Genomic DNA, 16,144 nt, shown 5'->3' with positions numbered 1-16,144 from the left:
GTCACCTTCGGCGGTGACCAAGCGCGATCGTGGGCGATAAAGACGCGCTTAAGACAAATTAGCTGGTCACAACTGCTACCACGCCTATCCGGCGCACGCCGCGTTCGGCGGCTACAAGCAGTCGGGCATCGGCCGCGAGAACCACAGGGTCATGCTGGACCACTACCAGCAGACCAAGAACCTGCTGGTCAGCTACTCGCCCAAGAGACTGGGCTTCTTCTGATGCCGACCGGCCCCACCGGTGAGCCGCACCCGCCCCGAGTGGAGCGGGTGCGGCTCAGCCCCGCCGCCGGGGAACTGCTGACCGTGCTCCACGAACGGCACGGCCCGTTGATGTTCCACCAGTCGGGCGGCTGCTGCGACGGCAGCTCGCCCATGTGCTACCCCCGGGGCGAGTTCCGGGTCGGCGGCGCGGACCTGCTGCTGGGCGTGCTGGCCCTGGACACCCCGTTCTGGATCAGCGCCTCCCAGTACGCCTACTGGCGGCACACCCACCTCACGGTGGACGTGGTCCCCGGCCGCGGCGGAGGATTCTCCCTTGAGGCCCCGGAGGGGGTGCGCTTCCTCATCCGCTCCCGGCTGTTCACCGACGAGGAGGCCGAGCGGATCCGCAAGGAGCCTCCCCCACCGGGCGGGGCCGCCGGCGACACGGGGGATGGGCAACATCAAATAGAGTCACAGCGGGAGTACGATGCACGGAAATGAAGTGTCGGCGACGATCGTCTGACACCGGGCGAAGCGTGAGCGGAGGTCGCCGATGGGCAGCGGGTCGTCGTCGCCGGACCAGGCCGGGGTGGCACAGGCGAAGCCGGGCCAGGCGGGGTCGAGCTGGGCGAGGGAACGGTTCGGCGAGCGTGCCGAGGCCGTACGGCGGCAGCTGGCCGCCTCGCTGCTTGAGGCGATGGGCAACGCGCAGGACGCGCAGAGCTCCGCGCACAGCGACAAGCGGTACACCTACGGCTTCACCATGATGGCCAGGCGCTACGAGGCGCTCGCCGAGGGACTGCGTGACGAGCCGGGCTTCCGGCTGGTCAGGCCGCATGGCTCGGCGCACCACCTGGTGGTGCTCGGCGGCAACCTGCTGCTGCCGTTCCGCTACGCCGAGGACGACCGCACGCCGATCTCCGAGGCCCGGATCAGCGACGGCCGCATCTCCTCACTGGTCCGCGAGCTGTTCGACCGGTTCGGCCCGGCGACCTCCTACCGCCAGGAGGAACTGGACCTGGCGCTCGACGGGGGAAGTGCCCAGGAGGAGCTGGACCTGTCCGCGGGGGCGGACGGTCCGGCCACGGTCCGCCCCGCGCTCACCGGGCTGCCCGACGAGACCCGGCTGGTCCCGGTCGCCTACGCGGGCAACGCGCAGGCCGGTCTGCTGCGGCTCTACTGGGGCGAGGCGGAGCTCGTCGACGAGTTCGGCAGGATCCGCTGGCTGCACCACGAGCCGATCCCGCTGCCGGCCGCCTCCCCCGGCCCCCTCAGCGGCCTGTGGGCGACGGAGCCCGGTGCCGCGTCGCGTTTCGACGACGGTCTCCTGCCCGACCTCGCGCTGAGCACGCGGTCTTCAGCCGAGCGGAAGAATGGCAAGATCTTCCCCGTAGGCAGTGAGGCACCAGAGGAAACCGCGGTCACCGGCGACAATGAGCAACCGTAACCAGACCCCCCTGTTCGGCGCCGCCGAGGGCGGCCCGAGCCCGCAGGCCGTCACCGACGCGTTCGACCAGGCGCGGCTGACCCAGGCGCGGCAGCTGGCGGGGATGACGAAGAAGGACCTGGCCGAGCGGATCGGCGTCACCCCCGCGGCGGTGGGGCAGTACGAGACGGGCATGACCCGTCCACGCCCCGAGCTCGTTCCCCGCCTGGCCGACGTGCTCGGCGTGCCACCGGCGTTCTTCCTGCTCGGCCGCCCGCACGGCAAGCTGGACGGGTCCATGGCGCACTTCAGGAGCCTGCGCTCCACCCGTGCCCACCAGCGCGCCAAGGCCGCGGCCTTCGTCGAGCAGGTCTGGGAGCTGGCCCACGCCCTGGAGAAGCAGGTCAGGCTGCCGGACGTGGCCCTTCCCGGTTTCTCCGGCGGCGAGGTCCACTCCGGTGTCGAGTTGCCCCGCGACCCCGTCCAGGCCGCCCGCGCCCTGCGGCGGCTCTGGCGGCTGGGCACCGGCCCGCTGTCGCACGTCGTCCGGCACATGGAGGCGCAGGGGATCGTCGTGGTCCTCCCTCCGCCGGACGAGGACGCCACCACGGTGGACGCCTTCTCCACCTCCCAGCTGCCGCGCCCGATCGTGGTGCTGACCGCCAACCGGTTCGACGACATCCACCGCTACCGCTTCACCGCCGCCCACGAGCTGGGCCATCTGGTGCTGCACGGTGACACGGCCTCAGGAGACAGCCAGCAGGAGCGCGAGGCCGACGTCTTCGCCGCCGAGTTCCTCACCCCGCGCGACAGCATCCTGCCCGAGCTGCCCGGCCGCCTCGACCTGCGCAGGCTGGTCGAGCTCAAGCGCACCTGGGGCGTGTCCGTCGACTCCCTGCTGTACCGCTGCCGCGAGGTCGGTCTGATCTCCGACTCGGCGGCGAGCCGCGCCTACCAGCGGCTCAAGACGCTCCGCGACCAGCCGGGCTTCGCCGCCGAGCCGATCAGCGGCTACCCCGGCGAGCGGCCCGTGCTGCTGCGCCAGGCCTTCGACCTGGCCGTCGGCGAGACCGGCCTCACCATGGAGCGGCTCGCCGCCCAGCTGGCCTGGCCGGTCTCCCGGGTGCGTGAGCTGCTCGACCTGCCCGACCAGCGCCCGGCGTTGCGCCTCGTACCCGACGCGTCCGCGGCAGGCGGCCCTAATCCTCCTCGACACGCTCCCTGATCCATTCCATGCCGTCCTGCCAGGAGGCGAACGCCTGGAGATAGCGGCCGTCGCGGGCGTGGAAGGCGTGATACCGGAAATCCCCGTCACTGCCCGTACGGATCAGGTCGTAGACGTCACCCTTGGAGCGGTACCACACGCACTCGCCGTCAGCGGGACGCGAGGACGAGGCATAGGCGAACTCACGCGTGATGGACATGTGACGGATGCTACGGATCGACGAATCCGCAGGCAATGCCGTATCCATTTCATTCAGGGATAAAGTTCGCCCTTCCGGATGGCTGACGCACCCGGCATCCGGGCGGTACGGCGGCCTCGGCCCGTACCAGGCGGGCATGCCCGGCACGGGCCGAGCCCCGGCCGTCACCCGGCGGGCGGTGTGGGGGTGGGGCTCACCCGGTGGTCGGTCAGGTGCAGGTCGCCGCCGAGCGTCTCGCGCAGCTCGTCCAGGACCTGCCTGGCGCCGAGCACGGTCCACAACTCCCCGACGAGATGGGGGTTGTACTCCGGCGCCTGGTCCATCCACTGGTCCTTGCCGTGCTGGGTGACGAAGGTGCTGATGAAGAACCGGCCGACGGGGGTCTTACAGGCTCCGGTACGGATGTCGACCGCGTCGACCTGGATCTTGACCTTGCAGCCGACCTTCTCGGCGAGTTGCTCGACCGTGGGCGGCGGCCCTGCGGGGACCGCGTTGCCCGCCGCCGCGGCGACGGGGGCTCCCGCGGGCCGGTCCGCGCTGCAGGCGAGGGAGAACGACAGGGCGAGGATCGCCGCGGCGATCGCGCGGGCGTTCCTGGCGACACCGGACTGGCACGAATGTGTCAACATCCTGGAGATACGCCCGTCCGCCCCGATAAGTTCACCGCCCGCCGGGTGGGAGCGTCCCCGGACGATGCCGGTCGTCCGGGGACGGTACGGGGCGCCGGTCAGGGAACCCGGCCGACGGCGCCCACCGTGACGGCGCCGGCTCCCGGCGGGATGACGACGTCGCTGGGGTCGGGCCGCCAGTCGTAGACGGGCACCAGACCGGGTTCGAGGATCTCCAGCCCGTCGAACAGCTCGCGGATCTGGGTGAGGGTGCGGGGGAAGACACCGCCCGCGGTGGTCGTGCCGTAGACACCACGGCCCTGGCGGACCTGCTCCTCGCTGAGGTCGCCGGAGGTGACGTGGGAGATCACCACATGGCTGCCCGAGGCCAGCCGCCGCCCGAAGGAGGTGGCGATGTCGGCGGCCTCCTTGTCATCCGCGACGAAGTGCAGGATGGAGACCATGAGGACGGCGACCGGCTGGTCGAAGTCGATGCGCTCGCGGACCTCGGGGTGATCCAGGATCGCATCCGGCTCCCGCAGGTCCCCGGAGATCACGGTGGTCTGCGGGTTGTCGGCGAGCAGCGCGCGGGCGTGCACGAGCACGATGGGATCGTTGTCGACGTAGACGATCCGGGAGTCGGGCGCCTCGCGCAGGACGACCTGGTGCACGTTCTCCTGCGTCGGCAGGCCGGTGCCGATGTCGATGAACTGGCGGACCCCCGAGGCGGCGAGATGCCGCACGGTGCGCCCGAGGAAGGCGCGGTTCGAACGCGCCACGTCCTTCACGTTGGGGACAAACTCCACGATCCTGTCACCGGCCGCCCGGTCGGAGGCGAAGTTGTCCTTGCCTCCCAGGTAGTAGTCGTACATACGGGCCACACTCGGGACCGTGGGGTCGATTCCCGCTGGGGCCTGCTCGCGCTCAGTCATATCCTCGCCTTCACCACTCTTTCCCGGCATGCTAGACGAGTGGCGAGCATTTCAGATCATGAAACGACATATCATCTGATCGACAATTAGGACGGCCCCAAACTCTCGGGCAGCGCATCCCCCCGGAACCCACCGGCGAACGGCCCTCCCGGATCAGCCCGAGAGCTCCTCGCGAAGGTCCTCCAGGAACCTCCGGCTCTCGGCGAGGGAGTACGCCTGGATGCACAGGCGGTCCATGACCTGCATGTAGTGGTCGGTCTCGTCGAGCTTGTCCAGGTAGAGGGCACTGGTGAGCTGTTCCATGTAGACCACGTCGGGCAGGTCCCGCTCGGGGAAGCGCAGGATGGAGAACGGACCGCCCGCCGCGGCGTGGCCGCCCCGGTCGAACGGCATGATCTGCAGCCTGACGTTGGGCAGCTCGACGGCTTCGAGCAGGTGGTCTATCTGGGCGCGCAGCACCTGGGGCCCGCCGATGGGCCGCCGCAGCACGGCCTCGTCCATCACCGCCCAGAGCGTCGGAGCGCCCGGCCTGGTCAGCCGCTGCTGACGGGCCATACGGAGCGAGACCCGGCGGTCGACCTCGCTCGCCGAGGCGCCGCCGTGCACGAGCATGATGACGGCCCGCGCGTATTCGGGGCTCTGCAGGAGGCCGGGGATGAACTGCACCTCGTAGGTCCGGACCGTCGAGGCCGCCTCTTCGAGCCCGACGTAGACCTCGAACCAGTTGGGGAGCAGGTCGCCGTACTTGTGCCACCAGCCGGGCGCGTTGGCCTGACGGGCCAGTGTCAGCAGCGGGGCCCTTTCCTCGGTGTCGGTCACCCCGTACATCGTCAGCAGGTCCGCGACATCGCGCTCCTTGAAACCGACTCGCCCGAGCTCCAGCCGGCTGATCTTGGCATGGGAGGCGCGGATGGCATAGCCGGCCTGCTCGCGGGTGATGTTCTTGGCGACGCGCAGCCTCCGCAGCTGGGCACCGAGGAGAATGCGCAGGATGGTGGGGCCGCCACCCCCCGCGTAGGTGAGAACACCGCTCCGCGCGCCGCCGTCCTCGGCGGTCTGTCCGGCCATATCGGCTCCCTGTCGCACCTTCCTACGGTGCCACAGTTTCACATATACGGTGTGAATCTCACAGTCCCGCTAGGCGCGCACTTGCGCATGCACTTGCAATCGCATGTGCCATACATCGACAAATCTTTCTTGACAGCTCATTTTCCGGCTCAGGACTCGTGTCCGAAACCTCGCCGACGCTACCGGCCCGAGGCGAGGTCGCAGGTGTCGTCGTGCGGGACACCCCGGCCGGCCGCGGTACGGCGGGACAACATGCCGCGCACGATGTCGCACAGCTCGCTCGTCTCCCTCGGCGACAGCACCCGGCTGAGGCGGCGCTCGACCACTCCCCCGTTCAACGGTCCCGGCGCCTTCGTCACGTTGAGGTAGCCGGACAGGAACGCGATCCGGAACAGTTTCTCCTGCGAGGGCGACTCGGCGGGGACCCGGCCCGTCTCGCCGGCCCGCCCGGCCGCCTCCTCCCCTCCGTCCCGGGGCACCTCCAGCCCACCGAGCAGCAGGTGCGCGGCGGCCCGTTGCAGGGCCAGCCCGTACGCGCGCACGGCCCCGTCGGGGGAGAAGGCGACGATCGAGCGCCCGACGGCCTCGGCCGAGCCGGGCGACAGGTCGGCGATGCCGGTCTCCTCGCCGAGGCGGGTGTAGACGCGCACGAGCTGCTCCCCCACGTACCCGGGTTGGAGGTGCTGGGAGAGCGTGACCGTCACCGTGGACCCGTCGGGGTTGTGCACCTCGGCGATGTCGGCCGCGTGGGTGACGTAGGTGGTGGAGTGCGCACGCTCGCACCATGGCGGGCACGGAGTCTCGATGCGGGAGCGAGAAGTCCCGACAGAGGCAGTGATGTCCATCCCAATCCTTCCAGCATGAGGATCCGCGCCGTCAAGGGCGTGCAGGCGCGACGGCGGGCCGTGAGCCGGGGACCGGCTCGCACGCCGGTGTTCGATGTGGCTCTCACCGGCAGGTACGCAGGATCCGCGCGCCGAGTTCAGCCGACTGCGCCGCACCGCCCTCCTGGCCGCCCGGCATCCGGCGCGACGATCTCGGCCATGCCTGGCGATCCATGGATAAGGCCAGGTCAAGTGGTATCTAACGGCAAGCAGGCAACGTAAGGTAACGACTCGGAAACGCTCTTGTATTATTAATAAAATATGACTAATGTCCCTCGGTAATCGGATCCTGCAGGTCTGCCAGGCACTGCCCGGAAGCTGTCCACCGGGCATCTCCTCCGTTCACAGGGAGTCAACATGGGATCGAAGATGCCAAGGGTGGCGCGGCTCGCGGCCGTGGCCGCCGCGGCCGTGACGCTGGGCGTGACCGCGGCCTGCGGCGGCGCGTCCGGCGAGCCCGCCGCGGGTCCGGCGAGCGGTGACCCGGCCCAGCCGGTCACCCTGAAGTTCTGGTCCTGGGTGCCCAACATCCAGAAGGCCGTCGACGCCTTCAACACCTCCCACCCCGGCATCAAGGTCCAGTTGGAGACCATCACCGCCGGTCCCGACGGGGGCTACGCCAAGATGCTCGCGGGCGTCAAGGCGGGCAACGCGCCCGACGTGGCCCAGGTCGGCTACGACTCCCTGCCCTCCTTCCTGGTCAACGGGGCGCTGGAGGACATCACCCAGCACGCGGAGCGGCACGCGTCGACGTTCGTCGACTGGCAGTGGCAGACCGGGGTCTTCGGCGGCAAGGTCTACGCCATCCCGCAGGCCAGCGGGCCGATGGGCTTCTACTACCGCAAGGACCTGTTCGACAAGTGGGGCATCGAGGCCCCGAAGACCTGGGACGACTTCGCCGCCGCGGCCAGGACGATCCGGAAGAAGGACAAGGACTCCTACATCTCCACCTTCGCCGCCAACCAGGCCCCCTGGCTGATCGCCCTCGCCCAGCAGGCCGGGCAGGGGTGGTTCGGCACCGAGGGCGACGCCTGGAAGGTGACGGTCGACAACCCCGACACCCGCAAGGTGGCCGACTTCTGGCAGAAGATGCTCGACGACAAGCTGGTCAAGACCGAGGCCGACATGTCCAACGCCTGGTACAAGGACCTGCAGACCGGCGGCGTCGTCGGCTGGATCGGCGGCTCCTGGGGAGACGCGATCATCCGCGGCAACGCGCCGAAGACCTCCGGCAAGTGGGCCGTCGCCCCGATGCCCCAGTGGGCGGGCAGCCCCGGGTTCGCCTCGGCCAGCTGGGCCGGCGGCTCCTCCTCGGCCGTGCTGAAGGGCACCAAGCACCCCGCCGAGGCCACGGCCTTCGCGGTATGGCTCAACAGCGACCCGCAGAGCGTCAACATCCTGCTGTCGGCCGGGTACGGCTGGCCGTCGGTCAAGGACACCGGCCAGATCACCAACCTGCGGCAGGACGACACCGTCTTCCCCTTCTACGGCGGCCAGAACATCTGGGACGTCTTCAAGGAGGCCGACGCGGCCGTCAGCGGCGACTGGCGCTGGCCCCCGGTCAGCGAGGCGCTGTACGCCTCGGTCACCGACAACGCCAAGGCCGCGGTGCAGGGCGAGGGCACGCTCGCGGACGCGTTCGCCAAGAGCCAGCAGGCGATGGTCGATCAGCTGAAGGCCAAGGGCCTCAACGTGGTGACGGGAGGCTGACGGTGACGGGGGTGCTGCAGAGGGAGACGCCGAAGGCCGGAGCGGAGGCGGACCACACGCGTCCGCGGCACCCCCGCCGCTCCCGGTCACACGTCGCGGTCTTCGTCATACCCTTCTTCGTGGTCTTCGCGCTCTTCTTTCTGGCGCCCATCGGCTACGCGGTCTACCAGAGCTTCTTCAAGCTCACCAGCAGTGGCCTCGGCCTGACCGAGCCGACCCTGGACTTCGCCGGGCTCGACAACTACGCCACCGCGCTGACCTCGCCCGCCTTCGTCGGGAGCATCGTCAGGGTGCTGCTGTTCAGCCTGATGGAAGTGCCGATCATGGTGGTCTGCGCGCTGGCGCTGGCCCTGCTCCTCGACTCCGCCCGCGCGCGCTTCCGGGCGTTCTTCCGGGTCTCCTTCTTCCTCCCGTACGGCGTGCCCGGCGTGATCGCATCCCTGCTGTGGGGCTTCCTGTACGTGCCGCAGACCAGCCCGCTGATCGACCTGCTGGCCGCGGCGGGCCTGCCACACGACTTCCTCGGTCCCGACACGGTGCTGCTGGCCATCGCCAACATCTCCACCTGGCAGTTCGTCGGCTACAACATGCTCGTGCTGATCGCCGGTCTCCAGGCCATCCCGCAGGAGCTGTACGAGGCGGCCAGGGTGGACGGCGCGAACGAGCTGCGGATCGCCTGGCATGTCAAGATCCCCCTGGTCCGCGCCCCGCTCGTCCTGATCACGGTGTTCACCCTCATCGGAACGCTCCAGCTCTTCGTCGAACCGCTGGTCCTCAAACCGCTCACCACGGCGATCAACAGCGACTACACCCCGAACCTGGCCGCGTACAACCAGGCCTTCGCGCAGAGCAACATCCACCTCGCGTCCGCGGAGGCGACGCTGATCGCGATCATGTCATTCGTCATCTCGTTCGGATTCCTGCGCATGGTCAACAGGAAGGGGAACCGGGCATGGTGAGGCGGATCCGTCCCTCGTCGGTCGTGGTGCTGGCCCTGCTGGGCGCGGCGGCGGTCTATTTCCTGCTGCCGGTCGTCTGGGTGCTGATCGCCGCGACGAAGAGCTCCGCCGACCTGTTCGGCACCTTCGGGCTCTGGTCGCCGGAGCCGCAGCTCGGCACCAACCTCAGCCGCCTGTTCGGCACCGAGGACGGCCTGTTCGGCCGGTGGATCCTCAACAGCTTCCTGTACGCGGGAGCCGGCGCGCTGGTCGCCACCCTGCTGTCGGCGGGCGCCGGGTACGCCATGGCCAAGTATCCGTTCCCCGGCCGGGAGGTGCTGTTCAACCTGGTCCTCGCCGGAGTGCTCGTGCCCGCCACGGTGCTGGCGCTGCCGACGTACCTCATCTTCAGTGAGGTGGGGATCACCGGCACCTTCTGGTCGGTGCTGCTGCCCAGCGTCGTCAGCCCCTTCGGGGTCTATCTCGCGCGCATCCACGCCAACGCGGCGATCCCGGACGCGCTACTGGAGGCGGCGCGGCTGGACGGCGCCGGGGAGTACCGCATCTTCTTCGGGATCGTCCTCAAGATCATGAGCCCGGCGCTCGTCACGATCTTCCTGTTCCAGTTCATCGGCGTGTGGAACAACTACTTCCTCCCCCTGGTGATGCTCTCCGACCAGCGTCTCTACCCGGTCACCCTGGGTCTGGCGCAGTGGAACTCGCAGACCTTCAGGGACCCGGCCTTCTACGAGCTCACGGTCACCGGCGCAGCGGTGTCCGCGCTCCTCCTCATCCTCACCATGGCCTCGCTCCAGCGTTTCTGGCGCGCGGGGCTGACCTCAGGGAGCGTCAAGGGTTGAACAGGATCACCCACCTCTACGACAGGCTGGACGGCCTCGGCTTCGGCGCCGACTACAACCCCGAGCAGTGGCCCCCGGACGTCTGGCGCGAGGACGTCCGGCTGATGCGCGAGGCCGGGGTCAACTTCGTCACCCTGGGCATCTTCTCCTGGGCCACGGTCGAGCCCGCCCCCGGCGAGTACGACTTCGGCTGGCTCGACGAGGTCATGGACCTGCTCGGCGAGGCGGGCATCGCGGTGTCCCTCGCCACCGGCACCGCGTCGCCGCCCTCGTGGCTGCCCCGGCTGCACCCGGAGACCCTGCCCGTCACCCGTGACGGCGTCACCCTGTGGCCGGGGTCGCGTCAGCACTACTGCCCCAGCTCCCCCGTCTACCGCGACGCCGCCGTGGCACTCGCCCGGCGGCTGGCCGTCCGGTACGGCGAGCACCCCGCTCTGGCGCTCTGGCATGTCGGCAACGAGTACGGCTGCCACCTGGACGAATGCTACTGCGAGGTCTCCGCGGCGGACTTCCGGCGCTGGCTGCGCGAGCGGTACGGCGACCTCGACGCGCTGAACACCGCCTGGTCGACGACCTTCTGGAGCCAGCGCGTCACCGACTGGGCCGAGGTGCACCCGCCCAGGACGGCCCCGACGCTGACCAACCCCGCCCAGGAGCTCGACTTCCGGCGCTTCAGCTCCGACGCCCTGCTCGCCTGCTACCGGGCCGAGCGCGAGGCGCTTCTGGAACTGACCCCCGGCGTCCCGGTGACGACCAATGTCATGGGCCTGTGGCGGTCCGTCGACTACTTCTCGTGGGCCGCCGAGTTCGACATCGTGGCGTTGGACATCTACCCCGAGCCCAAGGACCCCCGGGCCCACATCGACGCGGCGCTCTTCCACGACCTGATGCGCTCGCTGCGCGGCGGGCAGCCGTACCTGATGATGGAGAGCGCGACGGGCGCGATCAGCTACCGGCCGCCGAACCGGCCCAAGCACACCGGCCTGAACCGGCTCTGGAGCCACCAGGCGCTGGCGCGGGGCGCCGACGCGGTCATGTACTTCCAGTGGCGCGCCTCCGCGGGCGGCGCCGAGAAGTTCCACTCGGCGATCGTCTCGCACGGCGGAACCGACAACCGGATCTTCCGCGAGGTCGCCGCGCTGGGTACCGAGCTCGGCGAGCTGCGCGACGTGACGGGCTCCCGGGTCCGCGCCGACGTGGCGATCGTGCACGACTGGGCGAACTGGTGGGCCCTCGAACTGGACGCCAGGCCCGGGGAGCTGAAGCTGCCCGAGCGGCTGCGCGCGCACTACACGCCGCTCTGGCGGGAGAACGTCACCGCGGACGTGGTGCCGCCGGACTCCGACCTGTCGGGCTACCGGCTGGTGGTCGTGCCCAACCTCTACCTGTGCTCCGACGCCGCCGCGGCGAACCTCCGCGAGTACGTGCGGGCGGGCGGGCACCTGCTGGTGTCCTTCTTCAGCGGCATCGCCGACGAGTGCGACCGGGTACGCCTCGGCGGCTACCCGGGGGCGCTGCGCGAACCGCTCGGACTGCGGGTCGAGGAGTTCTGGCCGCTGAGCGAAGGCGAGCGCGTCAAGCTGGTCCCGGGCGGGCACGGCCTCCCCGGCCGCTCGGCTCCTCCGGGCGGTGCGACGGAAGGCACCGGAGGCTTCGGGGGGACGGCCGACCTGTGGGCCGACCACATCGTGCCGGAGGGCGCGAGCGAGCTCGCCGCCTACGCGGACGGACCGCTGGCCGGGCTGCCCGCGGTCACCCGGCACGCCTTCGGCGCGGGCACCGCGACCTACCTGGGCACCCGTCCCGACGAGGACACCATGCGCGAGCTGGTCCGCGACGCGCTCCGCCTGGCCGGGGTCTCCCCCGTCCTGCCGAATCTCCCCGACGGCGTCGAGGCGGTGGCGCGGGTCGCCGGAGACGGCCGCCGATTCCTGTTCCTGCTCAACCACGGAGACCGTCCGGTACACGCCGCGGGTGTCGAGCTGGCACCCCACGACGTCACGGTGATCCGCCAGGAGGACGCATGACGGGCCGCTTCGCCGACAGGAGCGCCGTGGTGACCGGAGGCGCGTCGGGCATCGGCGCGGCGACCGCCAGGCGGCTGTCCGCCGAGGGCGCTTCCGTGCTGGTCGTCGACGTGTCCGAGGCCGGGGAGGCGCTGGTCGCCGAACTGCGCGCGGCGGGTGGCGAGGCCACCTTCCTGGCGGGCGACGTGAGCCGCGAGGAGACCTGGGACCACGTCGCCGGATGGGGACCGATCGACGTGGTCGTCAGCAACGCGTACACCGTCGAGGTGGCGCCCGCGCACGAGACGCCGCTCGACTCGTGGAACCGGCAGATCGGCGTCAGCCTCACCGGGACCTTCCTGGCCGCCCGCCGGTTGTTGCCCGATCTTGCTCGCACCGGCGGCGCCATGGTAATCACCTCATCGGTACACGCTCTCGTCGGGCTTCCCGGACATCCCGCCTACGCGGCGGCGAAGGGCGGGTTGACGGCGCTCACCCGGCAGCTCGCAGTGGAGTACGGCCCGGCCGTACGCGTCAACTGCGTCATCCCCGGGCCGATCATGACCCCGGCCTGGGACCGGGTCGACGAGGAGGGCCGTGCCGGCAGTGTCAGGGCGACCGTGCTACAGAGGTTCGGCTCGCCCGAGGAGGTCGCCTCGGTCATCTCCTTCCTGGCGTCGTCCGAGGCCTCGTTCGTCACGGGCGCGTCGCTGGTCGTCGACGGCGGATGGAGCATAGTGAAGGACTCGGCATGATGGCTGTGTACAGCGGACGGGGCCTCCACGGACAGACCGTCGAGGCGATCGCCGCGATGATCTTCAGCGGTGAGTGTCGCGAGGGCGACCCCCTCGACGTGTCCGTCCTGCAGGACAGGCTCGGCGTCAGCTCGACCGCGCTGCGCGAGGCGATGAAGGTCCTCACCGCCAAGGGGCTCATCTCCGCCCGGCCGAAGCTGGGCACGTACGTGCGTCCGCGTTCCGACTGGAACCTGCTCGACGGCGACGTGATCCGGTGGAAGTTCGCCGGCCGCCCCGACCACGGCTTCCTGCGCGACCTGCACGAGCTGCGGGCCATCGTCGAGCCGCCGGTCGCCCGCCTGGCGGCGCTGCGCCGTACCCCCGGGCAGCTGGCGGAACTGCAGGCCGCGCTGGACCGGATGGCCGAGGCGGGGGACGCGGGCGATCCCGGCGCCGTCGTCGAGGCCGACCTGCTCTTCCACCGCGCGCTGCTCGCGGCGGGCGGCAACGAGCTGCTGGTGCGCATGGAGGTCGTGATGGGCGCCGGGCTCGCCGGGCGCGACCGGCTCGTGCACGGCTCCCGCGACAGTGACGACCCGGTGCCCAGCCACCTGGCGGTTCTCGACGCCGTCAGGGCCGCCGACGACGTCGCGGCCGAGGCCGCGATGCGGGATCTGCTGGCCAAGGCGTGGAGCGACGTCGAACGGCTACACCTGGAGGGAAAGTGAAGATCGAGAGGATCGAGACGTTCCTCGTCCCTCCGCGCTGGCTGTTCTGCCGGGTGGAGACCGACGACGGCGTCGTCGGCTGGGGGGAGCCCGTCGTCGAGGGCAGGGCCGAGGTCGTGCGGGCGGCGGTCGAGGTCCTCGGCGAACACCTGCTCGGCCAGGACCCGTTGCGGATCGAGGACCACTGGCAGGTGCTGACCAAGGGGGGCTTCTACCGGGGCGGTCCCGTGCTGTCGAGCGCGGTGGCCGGGCTCGACCAGGCGCTGTGGGACATCGCGGGCAAGCACTACGGGGCGCCGGTGCACGCGCTACTGGGCGGGCCGGTCAGGGACCGTGTCCGAGCGTACGCGTGGGTCGGCGGCGATGACCCCGGCGAGCTGCGCGAGGCGATCGAGAAGCAGGTCGAGGCCGGGTTCACCGCCATCAAGATGAACGGCTCCGGCCTGATGGACCGGTCGATCGGCGCGGCGGGCCTGGCCGCCGTCGTCGAGCGCGCCGAGGTCGCCAGGGCGGCGCTCGGCACCTCCCGTGACTTCGCCGTCGACCTGCACGGCCGCGCCGGAACGGCCAGCGCGCGGCGGATCATCGCCGCGATCGCCGACCTGCACCCCATGTTCGTCGAGGAGCCGCTGGCACCGGAGTACCTGCACCGGCTCGGCGAGCTCACCGCGTCGACCGAGGTGCCCATCGCACTCGGCGAGCGCCTGTACTCCCGTTCCGACTTCCTGCCCGTGCTGAACTCCGGACTCGCCGTGGCACAGCCCGACCTCTCCCACGCGGGCGGCATCTCCGAGGTACGGCGCATCGCCTCGCTCGCCGAGACGTTCGACGTACAGCTCGCGCCGCACTGCCCGCTTGGGCCGATCGCGCTGGCCGCCAGCCTCCAGGTGGCCTTCGCCACGCCGAACTTCCTCATCCAGGAGCAGAGCGCCGGCATCCACTACAACGAGGGCGCGGAGCTGCTCGACTACGTCCTCGACCCCGCGCCGTTCGCCTTCGTTCAGGGGTACGCCCACCGCACCCCGCTGCCCGGCCTCGGCGTGACGGTCGACGAGCAGGCGGTACGGCAGGCGGACAAGCGGCCCCACGCGTGGCGCAACCCGCTGTGGCGGCACGACGACGGTTCGATGGCAGAGTGGTGATCATGGAATTCCCGGAAACGGTCCGCCTCCTCGAACTGCTCCGGGAGCGACGCCTGCTGGCCATCGTCCGGGGTCGCGACCCGGAGGGCTCGTTCCGCACGGCGTGCGCGCTCGTCGAGGAGGGGATCGACGTCCTGGAGGTGTCGCTCACCGGCACCGGGGCGCTCGACGTCATCGCCCGGGTGCGCGCCGAGTTCGGAGGCGCCGTGTTCCTCGGCGCCGGAACCGTGCTGACCGCTGCCGACGCGGACGCCGCCGCCTCGGCCGGAGCGGGCTTCGCGGTGACCCCCGCCATGGGCGACGGGACGGCCCGCGCCATCGAGCTGGGCCTTCCCACCCTGATCGGCGCGATGACGCCGACCGAGGTGTGGAACGCGACGACCGCCGGAGCGACCGCCGTCAAGGTGTTCCCCGCCTCCGCGGGTGGACCCGGCTACCTCTCCGCGCTGCTCGACCCCTTTCCCGGTGTGCCGCTCGTACCGGTCGGCGGCGTGCGCGCCGACCAGGTCCGCCCCTACCTCGACGCCGGGGCCGTGGCCGTCGGGGTGGGCTCTCCCCTGGTCGGCGACGCCCCGCACGGAGGCGATCTGGCCGCGCTGCGGGAACGCGCCCGCGGCTTCCTGAAAGCGGTGAGGCCTTGACACCCGACGGCCTGCCGGAGGCGATGAACCAGTGACGACACCGGACGGGAACGGCGGGCGGCACGTGATCGACGTGCTGACCGTCGGAGAGGCGATGGCCTCCCTGCACGGCGCGGGCCCTCTCCGCCTCGGGGGCAGCCTCGGGCTCTCGGTCGCCGGGGCGGAGGCGAACGTGGCGATCGGGCTGGCGAGGCTCGGCCACACCGCCCGCTGGGCGGGCGTGGTCGGAGCCGACGAGCTCGGACTACTGGTGCTGCGCACGCTGCGGGCCGAGGCCGTCGACGTCCGCGCGGTCCGGATCGACCCCGAGCACCCGACGGGCCTGCTCATTCAGGAGAACCGGATCGGCGACGTGGCCCGTGTCCACTACTACCGGTCGGGATCGGCCGGATCGCGGTTGAACCCCGCCGACGTGACGGCCGCGCTGACCTCGGACGGGCGCGAGGGCTCGGGCGGGGGCGGTGAGGCGGGCGGGGGAACACCGAGGGTGTTGCACGTCACCGGTATCACCCCCGCGCTCGGCCCGGAGCCCCGGGCCGCGATCGAACACGCCGTGCGGCGGGCCCGCGAGCTCGGCGCGCGCGTGTGCCTCGACGTCAACCACCGCGCCCGGCTGTGGGACACCGCGGAGGCGTCGGCCGTGCTGGGCGACCTGCTGCCGTACGTGGACGTGCTGGTCGCCTCGGACGACGAGCTGGCGCTCGTCGTGTCCGGCGGCGCCGAGGGCGCGCTCCTGGCGGGCCGGGTGGATCCCGACCATCATGAACCCCGGCACGTCCCCTCCGGAGGAGGCGGGCAACCGGTCCGGCATGCCCTGCGCCAGCGCCTTGTAGATC

16 protein-coding genes and 2 pseudogenes are annotated in these 16,144 nt (G+C 70.9%); 13 read left to right on the top strand and 5 right to left on the bottom strand.

Annotation, left to right across the window (positions count from 1 at the left end; translation table 11 throughout):
• Positions 1 to 70 precede the first annotated feature (70 nt).
• From ABZ260_RS29005 to ABZ260_RS28990, 4 genes and pseudogenes are all read left to right on the top strand, one after another.
• Positions 71 to 223: pseudogene (locus ABZ260_RS29005) on the top strand (aldehyde dehydrogenase family protein); the annotation flags it as partial.
• A pseudogene (locus tag ABZ260_RS29000) lies at positions 223 to 609 on the top strand (DUF779 domain-containing protein); the annotation flags it as partial. The pseudogenes ABZ260_RS29005 and ABZ260_RS29000, both read left to right, overlap by 1 nt.
• Before the next feature lie 148 nt (positions 610 to 757).
• A complete protein-coding gene (locus ABZ260_RS28995; protein ID WP_355624103.1) occupies positions 758 to 1,651 on the top strand; it encodes a hypothetical protein in 894 nt (297 codons plus the stop codon).
• Positions 1,638 to 2,855: an XRE family transcriptional regulator gene (locus tag ABZ260_RS28990; protein ID WP_355624100.1), complete on the top strand. Its 1,218-nt coding sequence runs from the start codon at positions 1,638 to 1,640 to the stop codon at positions 2,853 to 2,855. Before ABZ260_RS28995 ends, ABZ260_RS28990 begins: the two co-directional genes overlap by 14 nt.
• Here the strand turns inward: ABZ260_RS28990 and ABZ260_RS28985 are convergent.
• The 5 genes from ABZ260_RS28985 to ABZ260_RS28965 form a co-directional block, all read right to left on the bottom strand.
• Positions 2,830 to 3,054: a hypothetical protein gene (locus ABZ260_RS28985; RefSeq protein ID WP_355569570.1), complete on the bottom strand. Its 225-nt coding sequence runs from the start codon at positions 3,052 to 3,054 to the stop codon at positions 2,830 to 2,832. The genes ABZ260_RS28990 and ABZ260_RS28985 overlap by 26 nt on opposite strands.
• Positions 3,055 to 3,218: 164 nt before the next feature.
• Positions 3,219 to 3,683: a hypothetical protein gene (locus ABZ260_RS28980; RefSeq protein ID WP_355624092.1), complete on the bottom strand. Its 465-nt coding sequence runs from the start codon at positions 3,681 to 3,683 to the stop codon at positions 3,219 to 3,221.
• A 98-nt stretch (positions 3,684 to 3,781) separates the two neighbouring features.
• The gene (locus ABZ260_RS28975) at positions 3,782 to 4,594 is read right to left on the bottom strand and encodes an SAM-dependent methyltransferase (protein ID WP_355624089.1); all 813 of its coding nucleotides are present in this window, start codon (positions 4,592 to 4,594) and stop codon (positions 3,782 to 3,784) included.
• A 153-nt stretch (positions 4,595 to 4,747) separates the two neighbouring features.
• Positions 4,748 to 5,662, bottom strand: coding sequence for a helix-turn-helix transcriptional regulator (locus tag ABZ260_RS28970; protein ID WP_355624086.1), 915 nt, complete (start codon positions 5,660 to 5,662; stop codon positions 4,748 to 4,750).
• A gap of 179 nt (positions 5,663 to 5,841) precedes the next feature.
• Positions 5,842 to 6,507, bottom strand: a complete 666-nt coding sequence (locus tag ABZ260_RS28965; protein WP_355624083.1) for a hypothetical protein — start codon at positions 6,505 to 6,507, stop codon at positions 5,842 to 5,844.
• Between the two features lie 396 nt (positions 6,508 to 6,903).
• Between ABZ260_RS28965 and ABZ260_RS28960 the strand changes: the two genes are divergently transcribed.
• The 9 genes from ABZ260_RS28960 to ABZ260_RS28920 all read left to right on the top strand — a co-directional run.
• Positions 6,904 to 8,256, top strand: coding sequence for a sugar ABC transporter substrate-binding protein (locus tag ABZ260_RS28960; RefSeq protein ID WP_355624080.1), 1,353 nt, complete (start codon positions 6,904 to 6,906; stop codon positions 8,254 to 8,256).
• A gap of 2 nt (positions 8,257 to 8,258) precedes the next feature.
• Entirely contained in the window at positions 8,259 to 9,215 is a 957-nt protein-coding gene (locus ABZ260_RS28955) for a sugar ABC transporter permease (RefSeq protein WP_355624077.1), read from the top strand.
• Positions 9,209 to 10,054 (top strand): carbohydrate ABC transporter permease, encoded by an 846-nt coding sequence (locus ABZ260_RS28950; RefSeq protein ID WP_355563921.1) that lies wholly within the window; start codon positions 9,209 to 9,211, stop codon positions 10,052 to 10,054. Before ABZ260_RS28955 ends, ABZ260_RS28950 begins: the two co-directional genes overlap by 7 nt.
• Positions 10,051 to 12,081, top strand: a complete 2,031-nt coding sequence (locus ABZ260_RS28945) for a beta-galactosidase (protein ID WP_355624074.1) — start codon at positions 10,051 to 10,053, stop codon at positions 12,079 to 12,081. The genes ABZ260_RS28950 and ABZ260_RS28945 overlap by 4 nt, the downstream gene beginning before the upstream one ends.
• The gene (locus tag ABZ260_RS28940) at positions 12,078 to 12,815 is read left to right on the top strand and encodes an SDR family NAD(P)-dependent oxidoreductase (RefSeq protein ID WP_355624071.1); all 738 of its coding nucleotides are present in this window, start codon (positions 12,078 to 12,080) and stop codon (positions 12,813 to 12,815) included. Before ABZ260_RS28945 ends, ABZ260_RS28940 begins: the two co-directional genes overlap by 4 nt.
• On the top strand, positions 12,812 to 13,525 hold the full coding sequence (locus ABZ260_RS28935; RefSeq protein ID WP_355624068.1) for a FadR/GntR family transcriptional regulator: 714 nt from the start codon (positions 12,812 to 12,814) through the stop codon (positions 13,523 to 13,525). The genes ABZ260_RS28940 and ABZ260_RS28935 overlap by 4 nt, the downstream gene beginning before the upstream one ends.
• Positions 13,522 to 14,667, top strand: coding sequence for a galactonate dehydratase (dgoD, locus tag ABZ260_RS28930; RefSeq protein WP_355624065.1), 1,146 nt, complete (start codon positions 13,522 to 13,524; stop codon positions 14,665 to 14,667). The genes ABZ260_RS28935 and dgoD overlap by 4 nt, the downstream gene beginning before the upstream one ends.
• Positions 14,668 to 14,669: 2 nt before the next feature.
• Entirely contained in the window at positions 14,670 to 15,308 is a 639-nt protein-coding gene (locus ABZ260_RS28925; RefSeq protein ID WP_355624062.1) for a bifunctional 4-hydroxy-2-oxoglutarate aldolase/2-dehydro-3-deoxy-phosphogluconate aldolase, read from the top strand.
• Between the two features lie 31 nt (positions 15,309 to 15,339).
• A partial coding sequence (locus ABZ260_RS28920) for a sugar kinase (protein WP_355624059.1) occupies positions 15,340 to 16,144 on the top strand: 805 nt, incomplete at its 3' end.

It is taken from the genome of Streptosporangium sp. NPDC006013, from assembly GCF_040614275.1.
Classification (GTDB): domain Bacteria; phylum Actinomycetota; class Actinomycetes; order Streptosporangiales; family Streptosporangiaceae; genus Streptosporangium.
The sequence above is the reverse complement of the archived record's forward strand: the minus strand, read 5'-3'. Positions and strand labels throughout refer to the sequence as shown.